Genomic DNA, 20,401 nt, shown 5'->3' with positions numbered 1-20,401 from the left:
AGGCATGGGTGGCGCGACGTGCTCTGGCGCGCAGACGAGGGAGTGGTAGGTGGAGGTGGCACCCGCCTCCATGTGCGTCTCTTCGTCGGATGCGGCTCAACTGCTTGTGGCAGAGACGTCGTCAACGGGCTGCCGGGAGGATAGTGATGAGCGAGCCGAACGGGTCCGTGCGCGGCGGTGATTACGCCGTAAGACGTGGGCTGGAGGTGACGGTCTGGTGACACGCCAACGACTGCCCGTTGGCCGGCACACTCGCGCCGGGTGATTACGGCGTAATCATCTCTGGCAGGGGAGTGGTGACTGGCACGACAAGAAGTACCCGTAGCTAACGTGTCGATGCTCCAAACGATCACGAACGTTAGTATGGTGTCCTCCATGAGTTCGCCAGCCACCTCCAGCGACCGCGAGAAGGTCGTCTCCAAACTGCCGGGATGGCTCCGGCAGAACCTCAAAATCAGAGCCGCCCAGCACGGCATCGAAATCCAAGCTGCGGTGGAACAAGGCATCAGAGACTGGTGCAGCCTGGCCTCCGCCACAGCAACCATCGACACCGCCGGCGCCGACTCCTTCTCCACCTTCCTGCCGCCCGGCCAGTGGGAAGAGTTCCGGCAGATCACCGCCGACCGACGCGTCTCCCTCATCCAGGGCCTTGCCCAGTCCATCCAGCTGTGGCTCGACGCCAACCCCGCCCCGGACGTTCAACACCCCGAGATCACCCGACGCATCATCGTCTGCAACCAGAAGGGCGGCGTCGGCAAAACCGCCATCACCGCCGGCCTCGGCGAAGCACTCGCCGAAGACTCCAACAACCTCCACCCCGTACGCGTCGCCAAAGCCCTCGCCAAGGCCCTACGGGACAGCGAAACCCATGCAGACGAAGCAGAGCCGGAAGACAACCCGCTCGATATCGAGAACCTGCCCGGCCCAGGTCTGCACGTGCTCCTCGTCGACTTCGACCCCCAGTGCCACCTCACCAACCAACTCGGCGCCACACCCCTGCCGATGAACGGCGACAGCCTCACCAACCACATGGCGGGCGACCCCAAAGGCGACCTCCGCGACCTCATCGTCTCCATCGACGACGACACCTTCGAAGGCCGCCTCCACCTCCTCCCCGCCTGCAACGACGCCTTCCTACTCGACGTACGCCTCTCCGCAGTACGCGCCCGGGAAGCCGCCCTCGAAAGGGCACTCGCGCCACTCGAAGCTGATTACGACGTAATCATCGTCGACTGCCCGCCCAGCCTCGGACTCAGCATGGACGCCGCCGCCTACTACGGCCGACGCCGCGACGGTGAAAAGCCCGGACAGTCCGGCGCCCTGATCGTCGTCCAAGCCGAAGACAGCTCCGCAGACGCCTACGAACTGCTCACCACGCAGATCGACGACCTGCGCGGCGACCTCCAGGTCGACATCGACTACCTCGGCATCGTCGTCAACCTCTACGACTCCCGCCGCGGTTACATCGCAACGTCCTCCCTGCAGGGCTGGGTCGACATAAAGGATCCACGGGTCGTCGGACTCATCGGAGACCTCAAGGAACAGAAGGAAGCCGTCCGAGTGAAGAAGCCCCTGCTGTCCTACGCGCCCAAATCACAGCAGGCGATCGGCATGCGCGCACTCGCCCGGGAGGTGCTGTGAGCAAGGCCGACCAGCTGGGCGCCGGCCGCTTCGGCGGGGGAGTGCGCACCGTCAGCGCCCGCCGCCAGGCCGTCGCCGCCGCCACCGGCGTCCCCACCGAAGGCGTCGCCCCGCCGACAGAGCTGCCGACCGAACGCATCAGCCTCAACCCGGACAACCCACGCTCCAGCCTCGGCGACCTGACCGACCTCGCGGGCAGCCTCAAGACCCACGGCCAAAAGCAGGCGATCACGGTCATGAACCGCGACGCCTACATCAAGGCCAACCCCGAACGCGAAGCCGACCTCGAGCCGGACACCACACACGTGGTCATCGACGGCAGCAGCCGACTCGCCGCGGCACGCGAAGCCGGCCTCACCACCGTCAAGGTGATGGTCAGCGACGACCAGGGATCCACCTCCGAGGAACTACTCGAATCCGCTCTCGTAGCCAACATCCACCGCCAAGACCTTGAAGAGCTCGACGAGGCCCGTGCGCTCCAACGCCTCCTGGCCATCTACGGCAGCCAAAGGGCGCTGGCCAAGCGGCTCCACCGCTCCCAAGGCTGGGTGTCGCAACGACTCGCCCTGCTCAACCTCACACCCGAACTCCAGGCCCGCATCGGTGAGGAGCCCATCGACCTCCTGCGCGCAGTCGGCAACAGGCCACATGAAGAGCAAGAAGCCGCCCTGGAAGAGCTGAAGACAGAGCGAGCCCGCAAAGAAGCGGAGAAGCAGGCAGACAAGGTTCAACCACCGACCCAGAAGGCCGCTCCGCTCACGACCACGGCTCCGCCCTCCCAGGAGACCGACAGCAACAGCGGTGATTACGCCGTAATCGCAGGCGCTTCAGATAAGGGTCTGGCCGTCACCGGCGCTCCAGCAGGTGAGCCGGACGGCCACGGCAGGGCTGCCCAAACGGTGCCGGAACCGCGAGACAGCGACGACGGAGCAGACGAAGGCGAGCCGAACGAAGAACAGAGGCAGGCGCCGAAGCTGCCGTACGACAATCCAACATTCATTGCGATGCATCTCGCACGGAAGATGGAGGATGCAGCTTTCTTCGAACTGCTTGAGCTGCTCGCCAAGCTGGCCCTGGAGCGTGACCCTGAGGCCCTCGAAGAAGTCATCCGCCAGGTTTCTGATCAGGCCGCCAGCAGGGCAAGTTGACACCTCCGGCAGTTCGACCCCACCCGCGGCCTACCTGCGCGGGGGTGGGGTCGAGCCACACAGGGAGGTCCAGGTTAGGCACTGTCTGGCTGCGGCTGTCCCAGTCGTACTGGTAGGACAGCGTCTGGCCGCGCGCGTCGGTGGTCTGCTCCAGGTTCCCCAGCAGGTCATACGGACCGAACGACGACGTTCCCGTGTCGGGGTCGGTCTCCTGCGTCTTCTGCCCGAGCAGGTTGTACTGGTAGGTCCAGGCGTTCTTGGCCGAGTCCTTCACCGACTCGACCTGTCCGGCCGGGGTGTAGGTGTAACTGGTGGTCGCGTCCGCCTCACTGGCCTTCTGGTACGTGCCGCTGGACCACGACGGTGTCCCGGCGCTGTTGTAGCCTGCGCCCTATCACCGTGCGACGCGGTCCCTATACGGAAGTAATCGCAGTTCGCGACCACCGCCCAGTACGACAACACCACCGGGGCGCTGACGCAGACCAGTGCCAGTCTCCAGACGCTGACCCCGGCACTCGACGTGGTCAACTACCGCTACAACCAGGCCGGCAGGCTGACCGCGATCGACGACCTGCAGGACAACACCACCCACGACACCCAGTGCTTCAGCTACAACTCGTTCGACCGGTTGACCCAGGCGTGGACGGACACGGCGGGCCTGGACAACTCCGGCACCACCGATCCGACGGTCGGTGACATCGGCGGCTGCACCAACACCAGCCCGCAGACCAGCACCACCGCGCCGATCAAGACCACCTCGGTGGGCGGCCCGGCACCGTACTGGCAGTCGTACACCTACGACCTGCTCGGTGACCGCACCAGCATGGTCAACCACGACACCACCGGCAACGCGGCCAACGACACCACACAGACCATCGCGTACCCGGGAAGCGACGGCACCACCGCTGCCACCCACCCGAACCAGGCCACCAGCGTCACCAGCAACACGCCCGGCCTGGGCACCACCAGCACCACCCCGGACTACACCGACCCCGCCCATGGCAACACGAACGCGGGCGACACCACGGCCCGCACGACAAGCGGCCCGCTGGTCACCAACTTCACGCTGTCCACCGGCGGGAAACTGTGCGTGGACGACGCCTCCGGGTCGACCACGGCGGAGAACAAGGTCCAGGTCTACACCTGCAACTCCACCAGCTCGCAGAAGTGGACCCTGGCCGCTGACGGCACCGTGCAGCTGACCGGCAAGGGCGTATGCCTGGACACGGCCGCCGACGCGACCGCGAACGGCACCAAGGTCGTCATCGACACCTGTGACCACACCAAACCCACCCAGACCTGGAAGCCCACTCCCTCGGGCACCCTGGTCAACCTCGGTACACCCACGACGAGTCCGCTCTGTCTGGCCGACCCCGGGTCCAGCGCGACCAACGGCACCCAGCTGATCATCTGGACCTGCGGCCCCAGCGGCCAGACCTGGACCACTCCGGGCGCCTCCCAGGGCCTCGCTTCCCCGCAGACGTTCACCTACGACGCGGAGGGGCGCACCAGCACCGTCACCGACGCCGGCAGCACCGGCACCCAGTCCAGCAGCTACCTCTACGATGCGAGCGGCAACCTGCTGGAGCAGACCACCAGCCTCAACGGAGCGGCCCAGACCCGGATTCTGTATCTGTTCGGCGGAGCCGAACAGATCACCCAGACCGTGTCCAGCAAGTCCTGGACCGCGCTGCGCTACTACTCGGGCCCGGACCGCACCACCCTCACCCGGTCGAGCAGCGGCAGCCTGATCTACCAGGCCGCCAACGGGCAGGGCACCGCCGAGACAGCGATCGACGCCAGCACCCTGAACGTCACCCGCCGCTACTTCGACCCCTACGGAAAGCCCCGCGGCGCCACCCCGTCGAGTTGGGTTGCCGCGGACGAGAACCACGGCTTCGTCGGCAAACCCACCGACACCAACAGCGGACTCGACCTGCTCGGCGCCCGCACCTACGACCCGACACAGGGCCGTTTCACCAGCCCGGACCCGGTCTTCGAGGCCGGAGACCCGAACCAGATGGGCGGCTACACCTACGCCGCCGACCACCCCAGCACCGCCTCGGACCCCTCCGGTCTGATGATCCCCTCCGACCCCTGCGACAGCAGCTGCGGCAGCGGTGGAGGCACTGCTTCCAACGGTGTCTGCACCTGCCAGTGCCAGGGCACCTGCGGCCCCAGCGCCACCCCGGACAACCCACCGACGACCACGACAACCGTCACGACGACCACCACAACCACCACCAGCTCCAGCGACGACGGCGGCTGCCACGGCTTCTGGAGCTGCCTGGGCAGCGTCGTCACCGACGTCGTCACCGTCGTGGTGGTGGTGGTGGTCGTAGTCACGGTGGTAGCGGCCGTCGCAGCCTGCGCCGAAACAGTGGTGGTCGCACCCGCCTGCATCATGGCGGCCGGCACCGCCATGGGCGAGATGGCCGGCCTGGCGGGCGGCGCCAGCTGCATCGAGATGGGCTGCGCAGGAGCCGGGGCCGACCCCGTCGCCGACGAACCGACCACCACGGGAAGCACCGGCGCATCCGTGGCCGGCGAGCCCCCAGCGGCGAAATCGAGCGGAGGCACCGCCTCAAGCAGCGAGGAAATCCCGAGCAGCGGCTCAGCCGCCACATCCACCAGCGCCGGCAGCGCAGCGAAGGCAGCAAGCAAGGGAAGGTCCGCGGACGACGCCGGCGCGACCGGCGAGGCGACCGCAGCAAGCGCCGCGGCCCCCAGCAAACCAACCACCGGAACCTCCGGCACCAGAGCCTCCGGCGCCAGTGAACGCTGCAGCTTCAGCCCCGACACCCGCGTCCTGATGGCCAAGGGCACCACCAAACCCATCGGCAAAATCAAAACCGGCGACAAAGTCGAAGCCGGAGACCCCACGACGGGCAAACACAAGGGCGCCCGCACCGTCCAGCACGTCTGGATCAATCACGACCACGACCTCCTCGACCTCACCGTCCGCACCAAGAACGGTCACACCACCACCCTCCACACCACCGCCAACCACCCGTTCTGGGACGACACCACCCACACCTGGACTCCCGCCGGCAAACTCAAACCCGGCCACGCCCTCGACACCGCCACCAACGGCCATGTCTACGTAGCCGCCACCCACCCCACCCCGGGCACGGCAAACCGCTGGAACCTCACCGTCCAGCAACTCCACACGTACTATGTCGTGGCGGGCGGCAGCCCGATCTTGGTCCACAATTGCAATGAGGACATACCGAATGTTGCATTGGGTCTCAGGAAGGGAGGCGGACTGGAGTCGTTTGCGAGCAAGCATGGCTACACCCACTTCCTCAATGACACGCTCGAAGGTGCGTTGGGGAATGTGCGTGACGTGGCGAATGAGCATCCCGAGACGACTATTCACGTCAGGCTCGACGGATTCGAGATGAGTGACGGGAGTGAGGGTACCGCCGCACAGCGTCTGGATGATGCAGTTCGCCAGGGCCAGGGTGGCAGCTGGTTCACAACGCAACGAGAAATGGCGTTCTTGGAACGGGCGTTCCGGGTGGAGAACTTGGATAGCAGTCGATTGAGGTTCTATGAAAATGGACAGGATATCTCGGACGATATCTTCGACCAGTCTGAGTTTTTCGGGGGGCGCTAGTGACCAGCGTGCTTGCGTCTTGGGATAGGTCATTTCAGCTTTGGCACTACTCCGTGAGTTACTCGCGGCTGCTCTTCAGGAGCGTCGGGGGTGGGCTTCCTGGGCGTGTCGATGTACTCTTCTCGAATGTGCAGGCTATGCATGTAGAAAATGCATACGAGCGACTGGAAGTTGAAATTCGTTCCGATTGGAATCCGTCCGGGTTCAGAGATCTTTCGCGGATGCCGGGTCAGTGGTTTTCGCTAAACTCTGCTGCTGGCTTTGTGAGAGCAACGCACTGCGAATGGCACGAAGACGAGGGCAATGCCATGTCTCCTTCTCGATTCGGTCCTTTTCGTCGCACGGATTGATTCTGCACGCTTCCGGCGTTTGATCTCTGGGTGCTATAAACGAAAGCAGAGCGGCCCCGCTGGAGTTTTTCCCGGTGGGGCCGCTGTGGCGTGCTGAGGGTGTCTGACGGCAGTAGCTGACGGCAACGTCAGCGGACGGGTGCTGCACAAGCTAGCCTCGATCGTTCATGAGGGTCCGTCAGCTTGCTGACGTCCCTTTGCGGGGAGTTTTGGTTGGGGTTTTCGCAGTCTGGGCAGGCTGAGCGCCCGGCTCTCGCGTCGGGTGGGCGCCGGGTTCCACGGCTCCGGTTGGGGTGGTGCTGCTCGCAGGGGCGGGAAAGTGCTGGTCAGCCGGGGTTCGGGAGGGCGTGGAGCCGGTCCAGGGCACCGGTGATCACGTCGGTCCAGGGCCAGTGCTTGGCCAGGCGGAGGTAGCGGCGGCGGCCGGTGGTGATGAGCTGGGCGGCGGTGGAGAACAGCCGAAGCCGCAGCCGGCGGGGCTCCCACAGGCGGGCTTGGCCGGTCAACGCGAGTAGGGGCATCCAGGCCAGCAGGTCCAGGGCGATCTGGATGATCTCCAGCCAGATCTGGTTCTGTGCGACGTCGTGGAGGGGGAGGTTGCGCAGGCCGGTGGCGCGGGCGGCGCGGATGCGGTCCTCGGCGCGGGCCCGCTGGCGGTGTCGTAGTTCGAGGGCGGCGATCGCCTTGTCCGCGGTGTTGGTGGCGAAGCAGGTCAATCGCATGCCGTCGGCGTCCGTGAAGCGCAGTTGGGCGCCGGGATGGGGCCGTTCCTTGCGCACGATCAGCCGCATCCCCTTGGGCCAGCCGGTCAGGCAGTCGCCGGCAAGTTCGGCGACCCAGGCGCCGTCGCGGATGTCGCCATCTGGCTCGACGGCCGGTGTCCACACCGAGGCCGGGACCTTCAGGACGGCCTGGTGGATCGAGTCGGTGATGGTCATGCCGACCGAGTACGACAGCCACCTGCCGCGCTGGGCGAGCCAGGCGACGAACTCGTGAGTGCCGCCGCCGGAGTCGGTACGGATCAGCGTCCGCTGGCCGCGCCGCAACCGCTTCGGCAGCTGGGCCAGGGCCAACCTGGTGGCCTTGATGTGGTCGGCGGCGGTGTTGGAGCCCGCGTTGCCAGGCCGCAGCAGGCCCACGACCGGTTCACCGGTCCCGCCGCGGCCGTGGTCGACGAACCCCATCAGCGGGTGGTGGCCGAACGTCTTCTTCCAAGTCGCGGTGGCGTCCTGCTTCTCGGAGTGGGCCAGGACGAGGACGCCGTCGAGGTCCACGATCACCTGCCCGTCCGCGTCCGGTGCTGCTTCACCGGCCAACCGCCATACACGTTGGCGTACTTCAGCACGGGCGGTGCGCAGCGCGGCCAGGACCTGCTGTCCGCTCGACGCCAGCGTGCTGATCAGCCTGGAGACCGTGGGGTCGGAGGCCACCGGGCCGAACACGTCCGGCTCGGCCCGCAGCATGCCAACGTCGGCCAGGCAGTCCCCGCCGAGTGCGACGGCCAGGGCCACGTCCAGCAGGATCTTGCCCGGATCGTGCACGGCCCGCTGCTTGCGCCACGGCGCCAGTGCCGCCGATATCGCGGTGTCCAGGCCGGACTTGCGGACCGTCTCGACCAGCAGCACCGACCCGGCCTGCGAGACCACCCCTCGCCCGCCGCCCTCGACACTGACACGCGGGTACGACCCGCTACGCTTTTTCACCTGGAGAGTGCTTCTTTCCTTGCATTTGACAGGATCCTCGACAAGTCCCATCGTTGCAGGTCAGCAGCACTCTCCACTTATTTGATCAAACCTCAGACAGCTTGTGCGGTGAACCGAGGCCAGGTCATTGTCGGTCACGCGCGCAGCCAATCGCGTCTTCGTAGGGAGCACATCGGGGGAACTGCTTCACGCCTGGGCGAGAGGTGCGACCGGAACGGTGGCGCCGAGCGCCGCGCTCTGCAACGCCGTGATGCGCTCGATGACGAACCCCAGCAGCGCGGCTGCGGCGATCATGAGCGCCTCCGCCACTATGAGGAAGGCCGTCGACCCCGGGGCCACCCGGCCCGCCACTACGAGCACCAGCGCGTGCGTGATCCAGGCGATCCACCACAGGTTTACCAGTGTCGTGTCTCGCTTCGGCTCCCAGGACGCGGAGCTCGCACGCCCGATGTCGAGGACGAGCCGGCGCGGGACGAAGAAGTTGACCACCGGTATGAACCACGCGCCGATCGTCCAGCCCCGACTCGGGAGCGAGGCCTGGGGGGACAGCTCCTGGGCATTGCGCCGGGACCGGGCGAGCCACACGAGGAACAGCACGATCGCAGGAGCCGACACATAGAGGAAGATCATGGAGATGAAGCCCGACTTGTGCAGGGACGCAGCCGTGTCGTGTAGGTAGTGATCCCGGACTGCCGCCGCGCGGAACGCGTCTGCCACGGCGGCCGCCGCTATCGCCGCCTGCGCTGAGCGGGCAAGGATCCAGGGAGATTTGCGGGCGGTACTCGTCATCGTCTTTGGCCTGTCTCGGAGGCGTGTGCGGCCGCAGCGGACGCTGGGGCGGAGTGATCATAGGGTCTAATCGCCGCACGCATGTACGACTTTCGGGTCCTCAGTCGTGGGATGCATGTCCCCGTTGGCAGATGGCCGTCAGCGCACGGGAACCGGCTGCGGGCAGCCCGCCGATCAGGCGGGACGCAGCCAAATCGGAGGCAACCGGCCAGAATGTGCGTCACGCAGGGGAACCGGGTGCAGAGGCTCGCCGTGTGCGGCCCCGTCCAGCGATGGCCTCGGTCACCTGAGGAGTGCAGTTTTCCTGACGACGAACAGAACCATAGAAAGGCCCCGTCGCCCCAGATCTAGAGGCACTCCCCGCATATTCGATCACGCCTCGGACACCCCGGCTGGTGAAAGTGCGAGGCTAGCGGACCGCGGCATCGTCGGGCTCGGTCGTCGTCTCGGCGAGGTTGCTGAGGACGTGTCCCAGGAGGTCGATCGCTTGCCGCTGGAGATGGAGGCGGACATGTGCGTACACCGTCGCTGTTACCCCGATGTGGGCATGACCCAACAGCTCTTGATGACGACGAGCTCGACGCCCGTCCGGCGTCGATGCTGCCCGCCGTCCGACCCAACGGCGACTTCCGCGTTGGATCTACATTCCCTTACTTCCCCACCGGGTTGCGGCGTACCCGCCACTCCACCCAGCCCTTAGCGATCACGAAGAATACGCTGACCACAGCGAAGCAGAACGCCTCGAAAGCGTGCGTCATCGGCTTCAGGTCCTGGTTGCTGATGCTGTACCCCCAGAACCCCAGGGCGAGCAACGCGAACACAAGCGGCATCAACCAGCCCTTGAGCCTCATGTGAGGCAAGAGTGACCGGAGAAACCAGGGGAGCTGTAGATCCTTCCGCGCTGCTGCGGCAACCATGTCCTCGGAATCAGGGCGCTGGCTCTTCTTCGCTTCCGCCTTCGCCTGCAGCGCGAGGGCTTTAGAAGAGTCTCCGTAGAACCACCACGTATACCAGGTGATCACAGCAAAGATCACAGCGAAGCCGACCGCCCACGGCATGACCCCAGACGGCGAAGCACCCTGGCTCATCCACAACGCGGTAAGCCCGAAGACTATTGCGACCCCTGTGACGGCGGACACCAGGGTGCGCTTCAAGCGGTTCGACATGCTGCGCACTGTAAGGCCCCGCCGAGCAGTCGGCAAAGCCACCCAGGACCAACTCGACCAAACATCAAAGCCCGCCGGTGCTCGCCGACCGCGGTCTGGTCGACGCCGTCCGCACCCTGGCCCTGGGCGTCCCGCTGAAGATCGAGGTCACCGGCTCGCTGCGGGGACGCCTTCCGGAACCGGTCGAGTCCACCGCGTACTTCGCCATCGCGGAACTGCTCGCCAACGTCGCCAAGCACTCCGGGACGAGTGAGGCGCACGTCGACATCCGGCACGCCGACGGTGCCCTGCGCGTCGTGGTGCACGACAATGGCGCGGGCGGGGCAGACGTGAAGAAGGGCAAGGGGCTGAAGAGCGTGGAGCGCCGTCTCATGGTCTTCGGCGGGCCTCTCGCGATCACCAGCCCCGACGGCGGCCCCACGACGGTGGCCTTCGAGATCCCCTGCGATCATCGACCCGACCGACGACCGAGCGGCGACGATGTGACGGTCGAGCGGCGACAACACGATGGTTCAGTCACGGGAGGCGGCCCATGCAGAACGCCCCACAGAAGCACGACCGGGCACCACGCAGCACGAACGCTCACGGTCTCGTAATGCGTAGGTCTCAGGTTCGAATCCCGAGCTCAGACTCCTCTGCTCTCGCAGAGTGGGGTGGTCCTGATGAACTCGCTTAAGTGAGCGTTTGTTTCTGGTATTGAACGGTTTATGCGGATTTTAGGAGCCAGGTCGAGCGCTCAACGAAGCGATTCGCCGGAAAACGCCGCCTCTGCGGCAATCAGCAGAGCAGCAATGCGCCGGGTTCCTTCCAAGAGCTCCTGTCTCATTTGGAAACCTACTGGTTCGTACCGAGTGGAAAACGCACGCCCCGGTGCGCCCGGCGCCCCCGCACACGCCCTGCTCAGGCCGGCTGCCACCGCATACGCAGGAATCATGCACACCCAGATCGTGGGCGTTGAGGCTGCTGCCGAGCTGGCGGAAATGGCCGGCCAGCGTACCCGGCTCGAAGGAGTCGAAGAGCACGTTGGCCAGCCGCACTGATGGTCTGCGCGTGACTGTCAGTTGCTGATCGTCATTGAGATGTCAGAGGAAGGCGGGGCCTGACCAGGCACCAGGTGCTGACACTCCTTGCCTACTTCTTGTGACGCCAGTGACGAAAGCCCTGGACGATGTCGTGCAGACCGGTATGGCGTGCGCGCAAGGTCACCCCGGTGCCCCGCGAACAGCCGACCGCTGCCGGTCCCGAGCCGAACGCGACGTAAGGCGCACAAGTCACAGCCGCGGCGATCCGTCCGTTTCGAGCCGGAGCCGATCCCGCAGCTGCTGCACGAGGAGGTGACGCTCCTGCGTTCGGCCTTGCGCAGGGTGGAGAGCGAACGGGAGTCGGCCCGGCTGCAGTGGAGACGGCACGGCGGATGTCGGCGGAGAGCCGCATGAAGGCCCTCGCGTCAGCAGCGCAGCCGGCGTCGGCGGAAGTAGTCGACCGGATCGCATGACCAGGCAGACGCCCGCGGCCCTCGCCCGGGCAGTCCAGCGAGGGCCCAGACCTGGAAGACGCGCGGCACGATCCTGGTGCCGCCCACCCCAGCACGCCCCGTCATCCGTCGGCCGCTCGCCGATCCCAGCCAGGACTCGAGCCCAGAGGGCGTCGAGGCCCGGACACCGCCCAGGATTGCTACGGCAAGCACCAGCCCGCCGGCGACGACAGCCATCCGCCGGGGCGCGACCCTCCATCACATCCCGGCAGGCCAGCGCGCCCGGTGCCGAGCCGCTCGCTGGATCGACGTCCTGCGTGACCGGCCACGCCGTACGCGGCGGTCGACGGTCTCCGTCTTGAAGGCCGGCGCGAACGGGTGTCTGGGCTGCGACTTCTTCCCCCGTGCTCTCCATGGCGGACGTCATCCTCCCGAGAGCGAAGCCCTTGACAACCAGGAGTGTCGCCCGGGGCGATCGAGCCCAGAGCATCGAGACGCTGACGGCTGTGGGGTGAGGTTGTTCGCACTGTGCGGAACGCCGCGTTCTGTGCGCACAGAACGCGGCGGATGATGACTGGGGTCACACCCCGACCGGCCACCTTCACGACAGCAGCGTCGGCAGCTGCCAGGACGTCCTGGAACAATGGTGCCATCAGCCCGGGGGAGCGGCTGGGGGGGAGAAGCAGGGATGGTGGACTTCGAGCAGCAGCTGGACCTCGAATTCGACGGCGAGTTCTTGGTGCCGCGGATCAACCAGCAAGCCTACCGAGACGTCTACACCTTGGAAGGGTGGCTGCGCAGACTCTGCCTGGCTTCCTGGATGCGCGCCTACGGAGCCCTGTGGCACCAGCACTTGGACCCGAAACTGCGCAAGAACCTCGAGCGCCTCGCTGAGAAAAGCCGCCAGCGCCTGCACCTTGACGCCGAGACCAGCGGTGACCTCATCTGGCAGTCCGACATCGGCCAGCTCCTGTCCATGCTGACCGACCCGCAGATCGCGGGCGACGTTCACCACTTGGCAGGGCAGGATCAGCAGGCGATCGCGAGAGACTTCGACGAGATCCGCGAGATTCGCAACGTCCTCGCCCACAACCGCGCACTGTCGCCGCAGACTTACGCACTCCTACGTGTCAGCATCATCCGCCTGCAGAAAGTCGTCGACCACTTCCGGTCATGCCTCCTCTACAACAGCTCGAACATCCTGGATGATGACGACGGCGACCTCGGGTCGTACCTTGCGATGCTGCTCGAGGGCAACGACTGGAGCAAGTTCCAGGCGTTCGTCGCCCGAGGCCACGGGTTCATCGAGTACGTCACCCTTCCGACTCAGCCGTACGACAAGTGGCCCGACGCCCGACGACTCTTGGAAGTGTTTTCCGACCACCTGGACTACATCACCGCGTTCACCATGAACCGGCTCGGCGACGAGTTCATCATTGTGGCCCCGGATGAGCTGGACGAGGACTCCCAGGCCGCTCTGTGTCGGGCCTTTGCCGCGAACCCCGACGTCTGGACCGATGTGCCCTATGAGGAGCAGCATCCTCGCTTCATCTGCAGTCCCAAGATGTGGATTTACGAAAACCAGTCGCCCTTCCGCAGCCAGAGATGGCCGTCCGGGTGAAGACGCGACCCACGGTATGACGCTGTATCGCAGCCGACCTGGCAGCCCACGGCACCTAGCGCTTGGAAGGTGCACGTCATTTGATTGCCAACCAGTACAGTACATTCGGCAGTTACCACCCTGCGCACCGTGGCCCGCTTCTGCCACACCGCCGACGAAGAGATCACCCGCCGCCACGTCCCACAATGCGCGGCCTGGAAAACAAGGGCCTGCATGCGGAACTCGCCGCCCACATCGTCCCCTTCGCTCACAAAGCCTGGGCGGACCCTCAGAACCCCGACGACGGCTGCGTCCGCTTCGACCACGACCACTACCTGAAAATCTGGGCCCTCACCCGACCCAAACTCGCCGCCGACTTCCTCCTCCTGGACGAAGCCCAGGACACCAACCCCGTCGTCGAACAGATCTTCCCCGACCAGCGCAGCCACGCCCAACTGGTCATGGTCGGCGACTCCGCCCAGGCCATCTACCACTGGCGCGGCGCCAAAGACGTCATGACCGGCTTCGACGGCACCCACCTCGCCCTGTCGCAGTCTTTCCGATTCGGCCCCGACCTCGCCCAGGAAGCAAACCGCTGGCTGCGCATCGCGGGCGCCCCCATCCGCCTCTCCGGCACGCCGACCGTGCCCACTGAACTCGGCCCCGTCGCCCGCCCCGACGCGGTCCTGTGCCGCACCAACGTCGGCGCCATGGCCCAAGTCATGGCCCTGATCTCCGCGGGACGCCAGGTCGCTTTGGCCGGCGGAGGCGAAAGCTTGCGGGCCCTTGCCCTGGCGGCCCGCGACCTCAAGGAAGGCCGCCGCACCAGTCACCCCGAACTCCTTCTCTTCCCAACCTGGGGAGAGCTGCAGGACTACGCTGCCCACGACCCGGCCGGACGCGACCTGCAGCCTCTGGTCGACCTCATCGACAAGCACGGCACCGACGCCATCCTCGAGGCCTTTCCCGACTTGATCCCGAGAAGCAGGCCGAGGTGACCGTCTCCACAGCGCACAAAGCCAAGGGGCGCGAATGGCCCTGCGTGGTGATCGCGGACGACTTCACCCCGCCGAGGGACAGCGATCAAACAGATGAAAAGGGATGCCCTGTCCCCGGTCCGATCGATGACAGCGAGGCCCGCCTCGCCTACGTAGCCGTCACCCGCACCCGGCAGCGTCTGGACATGGGCGGCCTGTCGTGGATCGACCACCACCCGGATGGAAACCCGGCCTGGTGATCCACCCCGGATCCGGCGAATCCCCCGAAGAGGACTGGCTCCACTCTGTACGCCACTTCCTCGGCCATCCTCAGGTCCAAATGAGCTACTCGATGTTCCCGCTCTGTGTCAGAGGTCTTCGTCGTCGACGGGTTCAGGTTCACGGATGTAGGCGAGGTCGAGGACGTAGCGTTCGGTGACGGGGCAGTTGTTCCATGCTTGGGTGAGCCAGCCGTCGGGGGAGTCGTCGGGGAGTTGGGCGAGGGTGGTGTTGTAATAGTCGGCGGTGGCTTGGCGGTTGGTCCACCAGACGTGGCCTTCGTAGACGCCGGGGCGGGGCAGGGTGATCTCGTGGGCGGGGCCGCGGTCGAGTTGGCCGATGACGAGGATGCCGGTCTCGGATTCGAGACTGACGGTGATGTGGCCTTCGGCCTCGGCGGGCGGGGTGGGCGGGGTGTCCCAGATGCGGATGGTGATCTGGACGGGGATGTCGGGTTGGAGGCTGAGGAGATACAGGTGGTAGCCGTTGCCGGCGACCACCTGTACCTCTGCGGCGTCCAGGGCGGCTTCGCCGCCGAGGTAGGCGTCCGCGTCGTAGACCTCCAGCACGCGGCGTCCGGGAGTAGCGGTGACGTTGTGCTCGACGAGAAGAGCCATGAGCGCCAGGGCCTTTCCTGCTAGGCCGTGTCTGACAAAACGATCACGGTTCACGGAGCCAGAGGACGAGCGATGCGAGTCGGAGGCCAGCGAGGTAGCGGGTGGCCAACTTGTCGAAGCGTGTAGCCACGGCCCGGAACTGCTTCAGCCTGCCGAAACATCGTTCGACCACATTGCGGGCCTTGTACCGCTCTGCATCGAAGGCCGGCGGCCTCCCGCCGACCGATCCTCGGCGTTGTCGGTTGGCGATCTGGTCGGATCGTTCAGGGATGACCGCGCGGATGCCGCGACGTCGTAAGCCGGTCCGGATGGCCCGTGACGAATACGCCTTATCGGCGATGACGGTCTCGGGCCTGCGACGGGGGCGGCCTGCGGATAGGCGGGGCACTCGCACCGCGTCCAGCACCGTGTCGAACACCGTTGAGTCATTGACGTTGCCCGGGGTGACGACGATGGCCAGGGGCAGACCGCGGCCGTCGGCCGCGAGGTGGACCTTGGTGGTCAATCCACCCCGGGACCTGCCGAGCGCCTGGCCAGGCGTCGGATGTGGCGGATCTTCCAGTTCGTCCCGCGGCGGTGCCCCTTTTTGCGGGCTCCGGCGGCGTGCTGGTGGGCACGGTTGATGGTGGAGTCCACCGACACGGTCCATTCCACCTTGCCCACCGCGTCATCTCTGACCTGCACGTGCTCCAGCAGTTTCGCCCAGGTTCCGTCCGTTTCCCAGCGGGCGAAGCGTTCGTAGACGGTCTGCCAGGGGCCATAACGCTCGGGCAGGTCACGCCAGGGTGCCCCGGTGCGCAACCGCCAGAGCACGCCGTTCACCACCTGGCGGTGATCCCGCCACGGTCGCCCACGACCATCAACACGCGGCAGCAGCGGGCCTATCCGCTCCCACGCCACATCCGTCAACTCACCCCGGCCAACCACATGACCAATGATCAGGTATGGCTAGTCACCCATGAACCACAAGTAGCTGCCCGGCGCTCCCGCACACGCTTCAAGAAGCTCGGCAAGGTCGAGCAGAGCCGCCTTCTGCTCGTCGTCAGTACACCTTCGTATCAGGGCAGCGACTTCCTGACGGGCGACTTGAGCCTCCTGTTCGTTGAACAGCGTGTCGCCGTACGGATCAACCCAGCCGAGCTTGCCCGAGCCATGCCGGTCGAGGGTGCTCAGCACCCTCGCCAACGCTTCCCCGTGCTCGTAAGAGCCCCGCAACAAGGTGTCCCGGGACGACCCCTTTCGCGCAGGTCGCCTCGAGTGCAATTCCAGCTCTATCCCCATGACCTCTCCCTCAGCCTCGGACACCGAAGCTTCGCAGAGATCATTTGTCAGACACGACCTAGTCGGTGATCTTCACGTAGAAGGGGTCGCCGTCCAGGATGCGGTTCAGGGTCTACACCTGGTTGAGGCGCTCGCCGCCTTTGCGGTTGTCCTTGCCATCGATCAGCCGGACGGAGAAGCGGTTGTCCCCCTTGGTGGATCCTTCCTTGGTGGAGGCGAAGGGGTAATCGTCGCACTCCAGCCCGCTGCCCGTGTAGTCGCCCCAGACCCTCTGCCTGCTGCTGGTGGGCTGCCCTGGGGACTGGTCAGCTCGCAGTTGATCTGTCGCATATTCGTGGACGACATCAGGTGATCGTGACTGTGTGTCGGTGCTGTGCGGCATGATGATCGCCATGAACACCGAGATACTCGTCGACGTCTGGCAGCGCCTGCTCACCGACCCTCGCAAGTCCTGGGTGCTGTTCGAACATGGCACCTGTGTCGTGCTGACTGATCCCGATGGCGACCTCGCCGAGCAGGCCACCGAGATCCTCGGAAAGTTCGGTCCCGTCCATGCAGGTTCTCCGGCAGGTGACTTCGGGGTGATCAACGTCAAGGATGCCGACGGGTGGGTCGTCACCGGTCACCACCAGGACGTCCTCACATATGTGGCGCCCGATGAGCCAAGTGATCGCGAAGATTTGGCTGTCGGGCTGTGCGGACGTTCCAAGCGTCATCGGGACGGCACCGAACTGCGCGTCGTCCATGTCGAGGACAAGCGAGGCTCTGGGGATCCTGCGTAAGTGAGCGTTTGGTTCTCGGTTGTCTGTTTCATTTGGCTTAGCTGTCACGCCAGTTGGTGGTGGCTTCGTGGGTGAGGCGGCGGGTCATGAGGTTGATGGCGGCCAGTTGGATCATGGCGGCTGATCGGTGTGGGTGGGTTTCGTAGTCGCGGGCCAGGCGGCGGTGGTGCATGAGCCAGCCGAGGGTGCGTTCGATGACCCAGCGGCGGGGTTGGACGTGGAAGCCGCGGGTGGTGGGGTCGCGTTGGACGATTTCGAGGCCGATGCCGAGGTGGGCTGCGTGTTCGACGGCTTTGGTCTTGTAGCCGTTGTCGGCCCAGGCTTTGGTGATGGTGGGGTGGCGTGCGGCGACGTGGGCGAGGAGCTGGGTGCCGGCTGTGGTGTCGTGGATGCTGGCGGCGGTGACGGTGACGGCCAGGAGCAGGCCGAGGGTGTCGGTGATGATGTGCCGCTTGCGTCCGATGATTTTCTTGGCCGGGTCGACACCTTGGCTGGTCAGGGGGACGGTGGCGGAGGTTTTGATGCTCTGGCTGTCGATCAGGCAGGCGCTGGGCTCGCTGGTGCGGCCTTCGGCCTGGCGGACTTTGCCGCGTAACAGGCCGGTGAGTTGCTCGAAGATGCCGTCGGCTTCCCAGTGGGCGAAGTAGCCGTAGACGGTCTGGTGGGGTGGGAAGTCGTGGGGCAGGTAGCGCCAGGGGATGCCGGTGCGGTCGACGTAGAGGATGGCGTTCATCAGGGCGCGCAGGTCGTGGGTGGGTTTGCGGATGCCGTTGCGGGCCTGGCGCCAGGCTTCGAGGGTGGGGCGGATGAGTTCCCAGCGAGCGTCGGATAGGTCGCTGGGGTAGGGCCGTGAGGGCTGCATGATTCCTGCGTATGCGGTGGCAGCCGGCCTGAGCAGGGCGTGTGCGGGGGTGCCGGGCGCATCGGGGCGTGCGTTTTCCACTCGGTACGAACCGGTAGGTTTCCAAATGAGACAGGAGCTCTTGGAAGGAACCCGGCGCATTGCTGCTCTGCTGATTGCCGCAGAGGCGGCGTTTTCCGGCGAATCGCTTCGTTGAGCGCTCGACCTGGCTCCTCAAATCCCTCATAAACCGTTCAATACCAGAACCAAACGCTCACTAACACCGTGTCCTACATGGTCAGTTGGTCGTTGGCCGGGTCATGGGGAGTGGGCGGTGGGGATGGATCGTGCCGGAGGGGTTGTGGGAGATCGCCAGGCCTTTGCTGCCGCCGGCGCGAGTACGTCCGCAGGGCGGCGGGGTGGCCAACATCGATGACGAGGCGGTGTTCGCGGCGATCGTCTACGTGCTGGTCAGCGGTTGTGCCTGGCGGGCTCTACCACCGTGTTTCGGAGCGTCGAAGTCGACGGTGCACCGTCGGTTCCTGATCTGGTCGCGGGCGAGCGTCTGGGGACGGCTGCACCAGAGGGTGCTCGAGATGCTCGCCGGCCAGGGCCTGGTCGACCTGTCCCGGGCGGTACTGGACTCCGCCCACGTCAGGGCTAAAAAGGGGGCGAACACACAGGTCCGAGCCCCGTGGACCGGGGCAAGCCGGGTTCCAAGATGCACGTCCTGTCCGACGCAAACGGACTGCCCCTACGCGTCGGCCTCTCCGCAGCGAACACACATGACAGCCTCGGGCTGAAACCGATGGTCGCCCATTTCCACATAGGACACGAATCCCACAGCGACCATTCCAAGCCCCAGCGACTGCATGCCGACAAAGCCTACGATGTTCCTGACCTGCGGCAATGGCTGCACAGCCAGCACATCGGCGTCCGCATCGCCCGCAAGGGAATCGACTCAAGCGAACGGTTGGGCCGCCGACGGTGGGTCATCGAGCGCACCCTGTCCTGGCTGACCGGCTACCGCCGCCTATCACCCCGCTACGAGCGGCATCCCCGCAACTACCTAGCCTTTCTCGGACTCGCCGCCGCCCTCTGCTGCTACAAACGCCTCGGCAAACTGACCATGTAGGACACGGTGTAAGTACGCGGCTGGTGCGCCGACGGCGCAGCGCTGACAGCGGCGTGCGCCTTCGCGCCTGACCCTGCGCGGTAGGACCGCAGTCAGGTAGGGGAGTATCTGCTCAGCTACCGCCTGCTCGTGAGAGGTCGTCATGCGTTCCATGCGCTACGCCGCGCCGTCTGCTCTGTTCGCTTGTGTGTTGCTGGCTGGCTGCTCTTCTGCCTCATTGGGCAGTGGCTCGGGCTCGTCTGGAGGCGGGAGCCCGGCGGCTGGCGCCTCGGCGGCGGCGTCGGCGAGCGACGCGTCGGTGCAGACGATCCCGGTCGGGGCCGGCCCGCAGTCGACGTACACCGTGCAGCAGCAGCCCCCGGCGGGCAGCTGCCACTACCGCACCGAGGGTGGGGAGCCCCTCCCGGATCCCAAGTGCACGCCTGGTGCGATCTCTCCTGCTGTCACCCAGGCGACGCTGAAGTCGACGATCTGCCGCAAGGGCGGCTACACGAAGGGAATCCGGCCGCCCGTCTCGGTCACCAGCCGGGAGAAGAAGCTGAACGCCGCCTCCTACGGCTACACCGGCCGCATGGCAGACGCCGAGTACGACCACCTCATCAGCCTCCAGCTCGGGGGCGACCCCAACGACGAGCGCAACCTGTGGGTCGAACCCGCCGATCCTGGCCACAAGTCCGGCGGCGGCATCAACAACAAGAAGGATCCGGTGGAGACGAAGCTGCACACCGCAGTCTGCGACGGCAAGGTCACCCTCTCTGCCGCCCAGCAGGCCATCGCCAGCGACTGGACCACCGCCCTGGCCAAACTGGGCCTGAACTGAGCCGCCGGGGCGGGTACCGGCACGGACGCCTCCGCGGTCGTCGGTGCCCGCTCCGGGATGCCGTCTGTCGAGCCGAGCCGAATCCAGCGCGTCGATCCGGCCGCTTTCTGAAGAGACTGCGCGCCTGCGGGGGATATGGCACCGTGGACGCGAGCCTGGCCCGTCACTCCCCCCGTGGT

Annotated in this window: 17 protein-coding genes and 2 pseudogenes; 9 read left to right on the top strand and 10 right to left on the bottom strand. The window is 66.0% G+C overall.

All coding sequences use genetic code 11. From position 1 onward, the window contains the following. Nucleotides 1-375: 375 nt before the first annotated feature. Nucleotides 376-1,641 carry a ParA family protein gene (locus tag ACZ7L1_RS30950; protein WP_263235338.1) on the top strand — a complete coding sequence of 422 codons (1,266 nt, stop codon included), beginning with the start codon at nt 376-378 and terminating at the stop codon, nt 1,639-1,641. Next, on the top strand, nt 1,638-2,789 hold the full coding sequence (locus ACZ7L1_RS30945; RefSeq protein WP_471441778.1) for a ParB/RepB/Spo0J family partition protein: 1,152 nt from the start codon (nt 1,638-1,640) through the stop codon (nt 2,787-2,789). The genes ACZ7L1_RS30950 and ACZ7L1_RS30945 overlap by 4 nt, the downstream gene beginning before the upstream one ends. Here ACZ7L1_RS30945 and ACZ7L1_RS30940 read toward each other — a convergent pair. After that, nucleotides 2,746-3,063, bottom strand: a complete 318-nt coding sequence (locus tag ACZ7L1_RS30940) for an RHS repeat domain-containing protein (protein WP_471441776.1) — start codon at nt 3,061-3,063, stop codon at nt 2,746-2,748. The genes ACZ7L1_RS30945 and ACZ7L1_RS30940 overlap by 44 nt on opposite strands. A 246-nt stretch (nt 3,064-3,309) precedes the next feature. On the opposite strand from ACZ7L1_RS30940, the gene ACZ7L1_RS30935 reads away from it, so the two are divergent. Further along, nucleotides 3,310-6,408 (top strand): ricin-type beta-trefoil lectin domain protein, encoded by a 3,099-nt coding sequence (locus tag ACZ7L1_RS30935; protein ID WP_471441774.1) that lies wholly within the window; start codon nt 3,310-3,312, stop codon nt 6,406-6,408. A 676-nt stretch (nt 6,409-7,084) separates the two neighbouring features. Here ACZ7L1_RS30935 and ACZ7L1_RS30930 read toward each other — a convergent pair. From ACZ7L1_RS30930 to ACZ7L1_RS30915, 4 genes and pseudogenes are all read right to left on the bottom strand, one after another. Continuing rightward, entirely contained in the window at nt 7,085-8,461 is a 1,377-nt protein-coding gene (locus tag ACZ7L1_RS30930) for an IS1380 family transposase (RefSeq protein ID WP_471441772.1), read from the bottom strand. A 186-nt stretch (nt 8,462-8,647) separates the two neighbouring features. Further along, on the bottom strand, nt 8,648-9,250 hold the full coding sequence (locus ACZ7L1_RS30925) for a DUF4328 domain-containing protein (protein WP_471441770.1): 603 nt from the start codon (nt 9,248-9,250) through the stop codon (nt 8,648-8,650). Nucleotides 9,251-9,659: 409 nt separating this feature from the next. Then, nucleotides 9,660-9,835: pseudogene (locus tag ACZ7L1_RS30920) on the bottom strand (site-specific integrase); the annotation flags it as partial. 65 nt (nt 9,836-9,900) lie between these two features. Further along, entirely contained in the window at nt 9,901-10,416 is a 516-nt protein-coding gene (locus ACZ7L1_RS30915) for a hypothetical protein (RefSeq protein WP_471441769.1), read from the bottom strand. Nucleotides 10,417-10,493: 77 nt separating this feature from the next. Between ACZ7L1_RS30915 and ACZ7L1_RS30910 the strand changes: the two genes are divergently transcribed. From ACZ7L1_RS30910 to ACZ7L1_RS30900, 3 genes and pseudogenes are all read left to right on the top strand, one after another. Next, on the top strand, nt 10,494-11,012 hold the full coding sequence (locus ACZ7L1_RS30910) for a sensor histidine kinase (protein ID WP_471441766.1): 519 nt from the start codon (nt 10,494-10,496) through the stop codon (nt 11,010-11,012). A 1,566-nt stretch (nt 11,013-12,578) separates the two neighbouring features. Continuing rightward, nucleotides 12,579-13,511 (top strand): hypothetical protein, encoded by a 933-nt coding sequence (locus tag ACZ7L1_RS30905; protein ID WP_471441764.1) that lies wholly within the window; start codon nt 12,579-12,581, stop codon nt 13,509-13,511. 117 nt (nt 13,512-13,628) lie between these two features. Continuing rightward, nucleotides 13,629-14,727, top strand: a pseudogene (locus ACZ7L1_RS30900) (UvrD-helicase domain-containing protein); the annotation flags it as partial. Between the two features lie 108 nt (nt 14,728-14,835). On the opposite strand, the gene ACZ7L1_RS30895 reads toward ACZ7L1_RS30900, so the two are convergent. The 4 genes from ACZ7L1_RS30895 to ACZ7L1_RS30880 form a co-directional block, all read right to left on the bottom strand. Next, complete coding sequence (locus ACZ7L1_RS30895; RefSeq protein ID WP_471441762.1) at nt 14,836-15,363, bottom strand: hypothetical protein; 528 nt, start codon at nt 15,361-15,363, stop codon at nt 14,836-14,838. Between the two features lie 43 nt (nt 15,364-15,406). Further along, nucleotides 15,407-16,290 (bottom strand): IS5 family transposase gene (locus ACZ7L1_RS30890; RefSeq protein WP_471441760.1). Its coding sequence is split into 2 segments (ribosomal slippage): nt 15,407-15,942 and nt 15,942-16,290, totalling 885 coding nucleotides; the frame shifts between segments, so codons are not numbered across the junction. 21 nt (nt 16,291-16,311) lie between these two features. Then, entirely contained in the window at nt 16,312-16,539 is a 228-nt protein-coding gene (locus tag ACZ7L1_RS30885) for a hypothetical protein (protein ID WP_471441758.1), read from the bottom strand. 217 nt (nt 16,540-16,756) lie between these two features. Then, nucleotides 16,757-17,038 (bottom strand): NucA/NucB deoxyribonuclease domain-containing protein, encoded by a 282-nt coding sequence (locus ACZ7L1_RS30880; protein ID WP_471441756.1) that lies wholly within the window; start codon nt 17,036-17,038, stop codon nt 16,757-16,759. Here ACZ7L1_RS30880 and ACZ7L1_RS30875 point away from each other — a divergent pair. After that, nucleotides 17,037-17,426 carry a hypothetical protein gene (locus tag ACZ7L1_RS30875; RefSeq protein WP_471441754.1) on the top strand — a complete coding sequence of 130 codons (390 nt, stop codon included), beginning with the start codon at nt 17,037-17,039 and terminating at the stop codon, nt 17,424-17,426. The two genes, ACZ7L1_RS30880 and ACZ7L1_RS30875, sit on opposite strands and share 2 nt — an antisense overlap. A gap of 37 nt (nt 17,427-17,463) precedes the next feature. Here the strand turns inward: ACZ7L1_RS30875 and ACZ7L1_RS30870 are convergent, their stop codons facing one another. Next, a complete protein-coding gene (locus tag ACZ7L1_RS30870; protein ID WP_471441752.1) occupies nt 17,464-18,288 on the bottom strand; it encodes an IS5 family transposase in 825 nt (274 codons plus the stop codon). A 299-nt stretch (nt 18,289-18,587) separates the two neighbouring features. Here ACZ7L1_RS30870 and ACZ7L1_RS30865 point away from each other — a divergent pair. Together ACZ7L1_RS30865 and ACZ7L1_RS30860 are read left to right on the top strand one after the other, a co-directional pair. After that, nucleotides 18,588-19,402 (top strand): IS5 family transposase gene (locus ACZ7L1_RS30865; protein WP_471441826.1). Its coding sequence is split into 2 segments (ribosomal slippage): nt 18,588-18,930 and nt 18,930-19,402, totalling 816 coding nucleotides; the frame shifts between segments, so codons are not numbered across the junction. 142 nt (nt 19,403-19,544) lie between these two features. Further along, nucleotides 19,545-20,222 (top strand): hypothetical protein, encoded by a 678-nt coding sequence (locus tag ACZ7L1_RS30860; protein ID WP_471441750.1) that lies wholly within the window; start codon nt 19,545-19,547, stop codon nt 20,220-20,222. Nucleotides 20,223-20,401 lie beyond the last annotated feature (179 nt).

The organism is Streptomyces sp. NPDC107546 (genome assembly GCF_055639175.1).
Note: the sequence above shows the minus strand (reverse complement) of the source record. Positions and strands in the feature narration are given on the sequence as shown.

Excerpts from the sequence above, each read along its gene's own strand:
- ACZ7L1_RS30950 (WP_263235338.1), top strand. The coding sequence starts at position 376 with ATGAGTTCGCCAGCCACCTCCAGCGACCGCGAGAAGGTCGTCTCCAAA.
- ACZ7L1_RS30905 (WP_471441764.1), top strand. The coding sequence starts at position 12,579 with ATGGTGGACTTCGAGCAGCAGCTGGACCTCGAATTCGACGGCGAGTTC.
- ACZ7L1_RS30915 (WP_471441769.1), bottom strand. The coding sequence starts at position 10,416 with ATGTCGAACCGCTTGAAGCGCACCCTGGTGTCCGCCGTCACAGGGGTC.
- ACZ7L1_RS30875 (WP_471441754.1), top strand. The coding sequence starts at position 17,037 with ATGAACACCGAGATACTCGTCGACGTCTGGCAGCGCCTGCTCACCGAC.
- ACZ7L1_RS30925 (WP_471441770.1), bottom strand. The coding sequence starts at position 9,250 with ATGACGAGTACCGCCCGCAAATCTCCCTGGATCCTTGCCCGCTCAGCG.
- ACZ7L1_RS30895 (WP_471441762.1), bottom strand. The coding sequence starts at position 15,363 with ATGGCTCTTCTCGTCGAGCACAACGTCACCGCTACTCCCGGACGCCGC.
- ACZ7L1_RS30880 (WP_471441756.1), bottom strand. The coding sequence starts at position 17,038 with ATGGCGATCATCATGCCGCACAGCACCGACACACAGTCACGATCACCT.
- ACZ7L1_RS30870 (WP_471441752.1), bottom strand. The coding sequence starts at position 18,288 with ATGCAGCCCTCACGGCCCTACCCCAGCGACCTATCCGACGCTCGCTGG.
- ACZ7L1_RS30860 (WP_471441750.1), top strand. The coding sequence starts at position 19,545 with ATGCGTTCCATGCGCTACGCCGCGCCGTCTGCTCTGTTCGCTTGTGTG.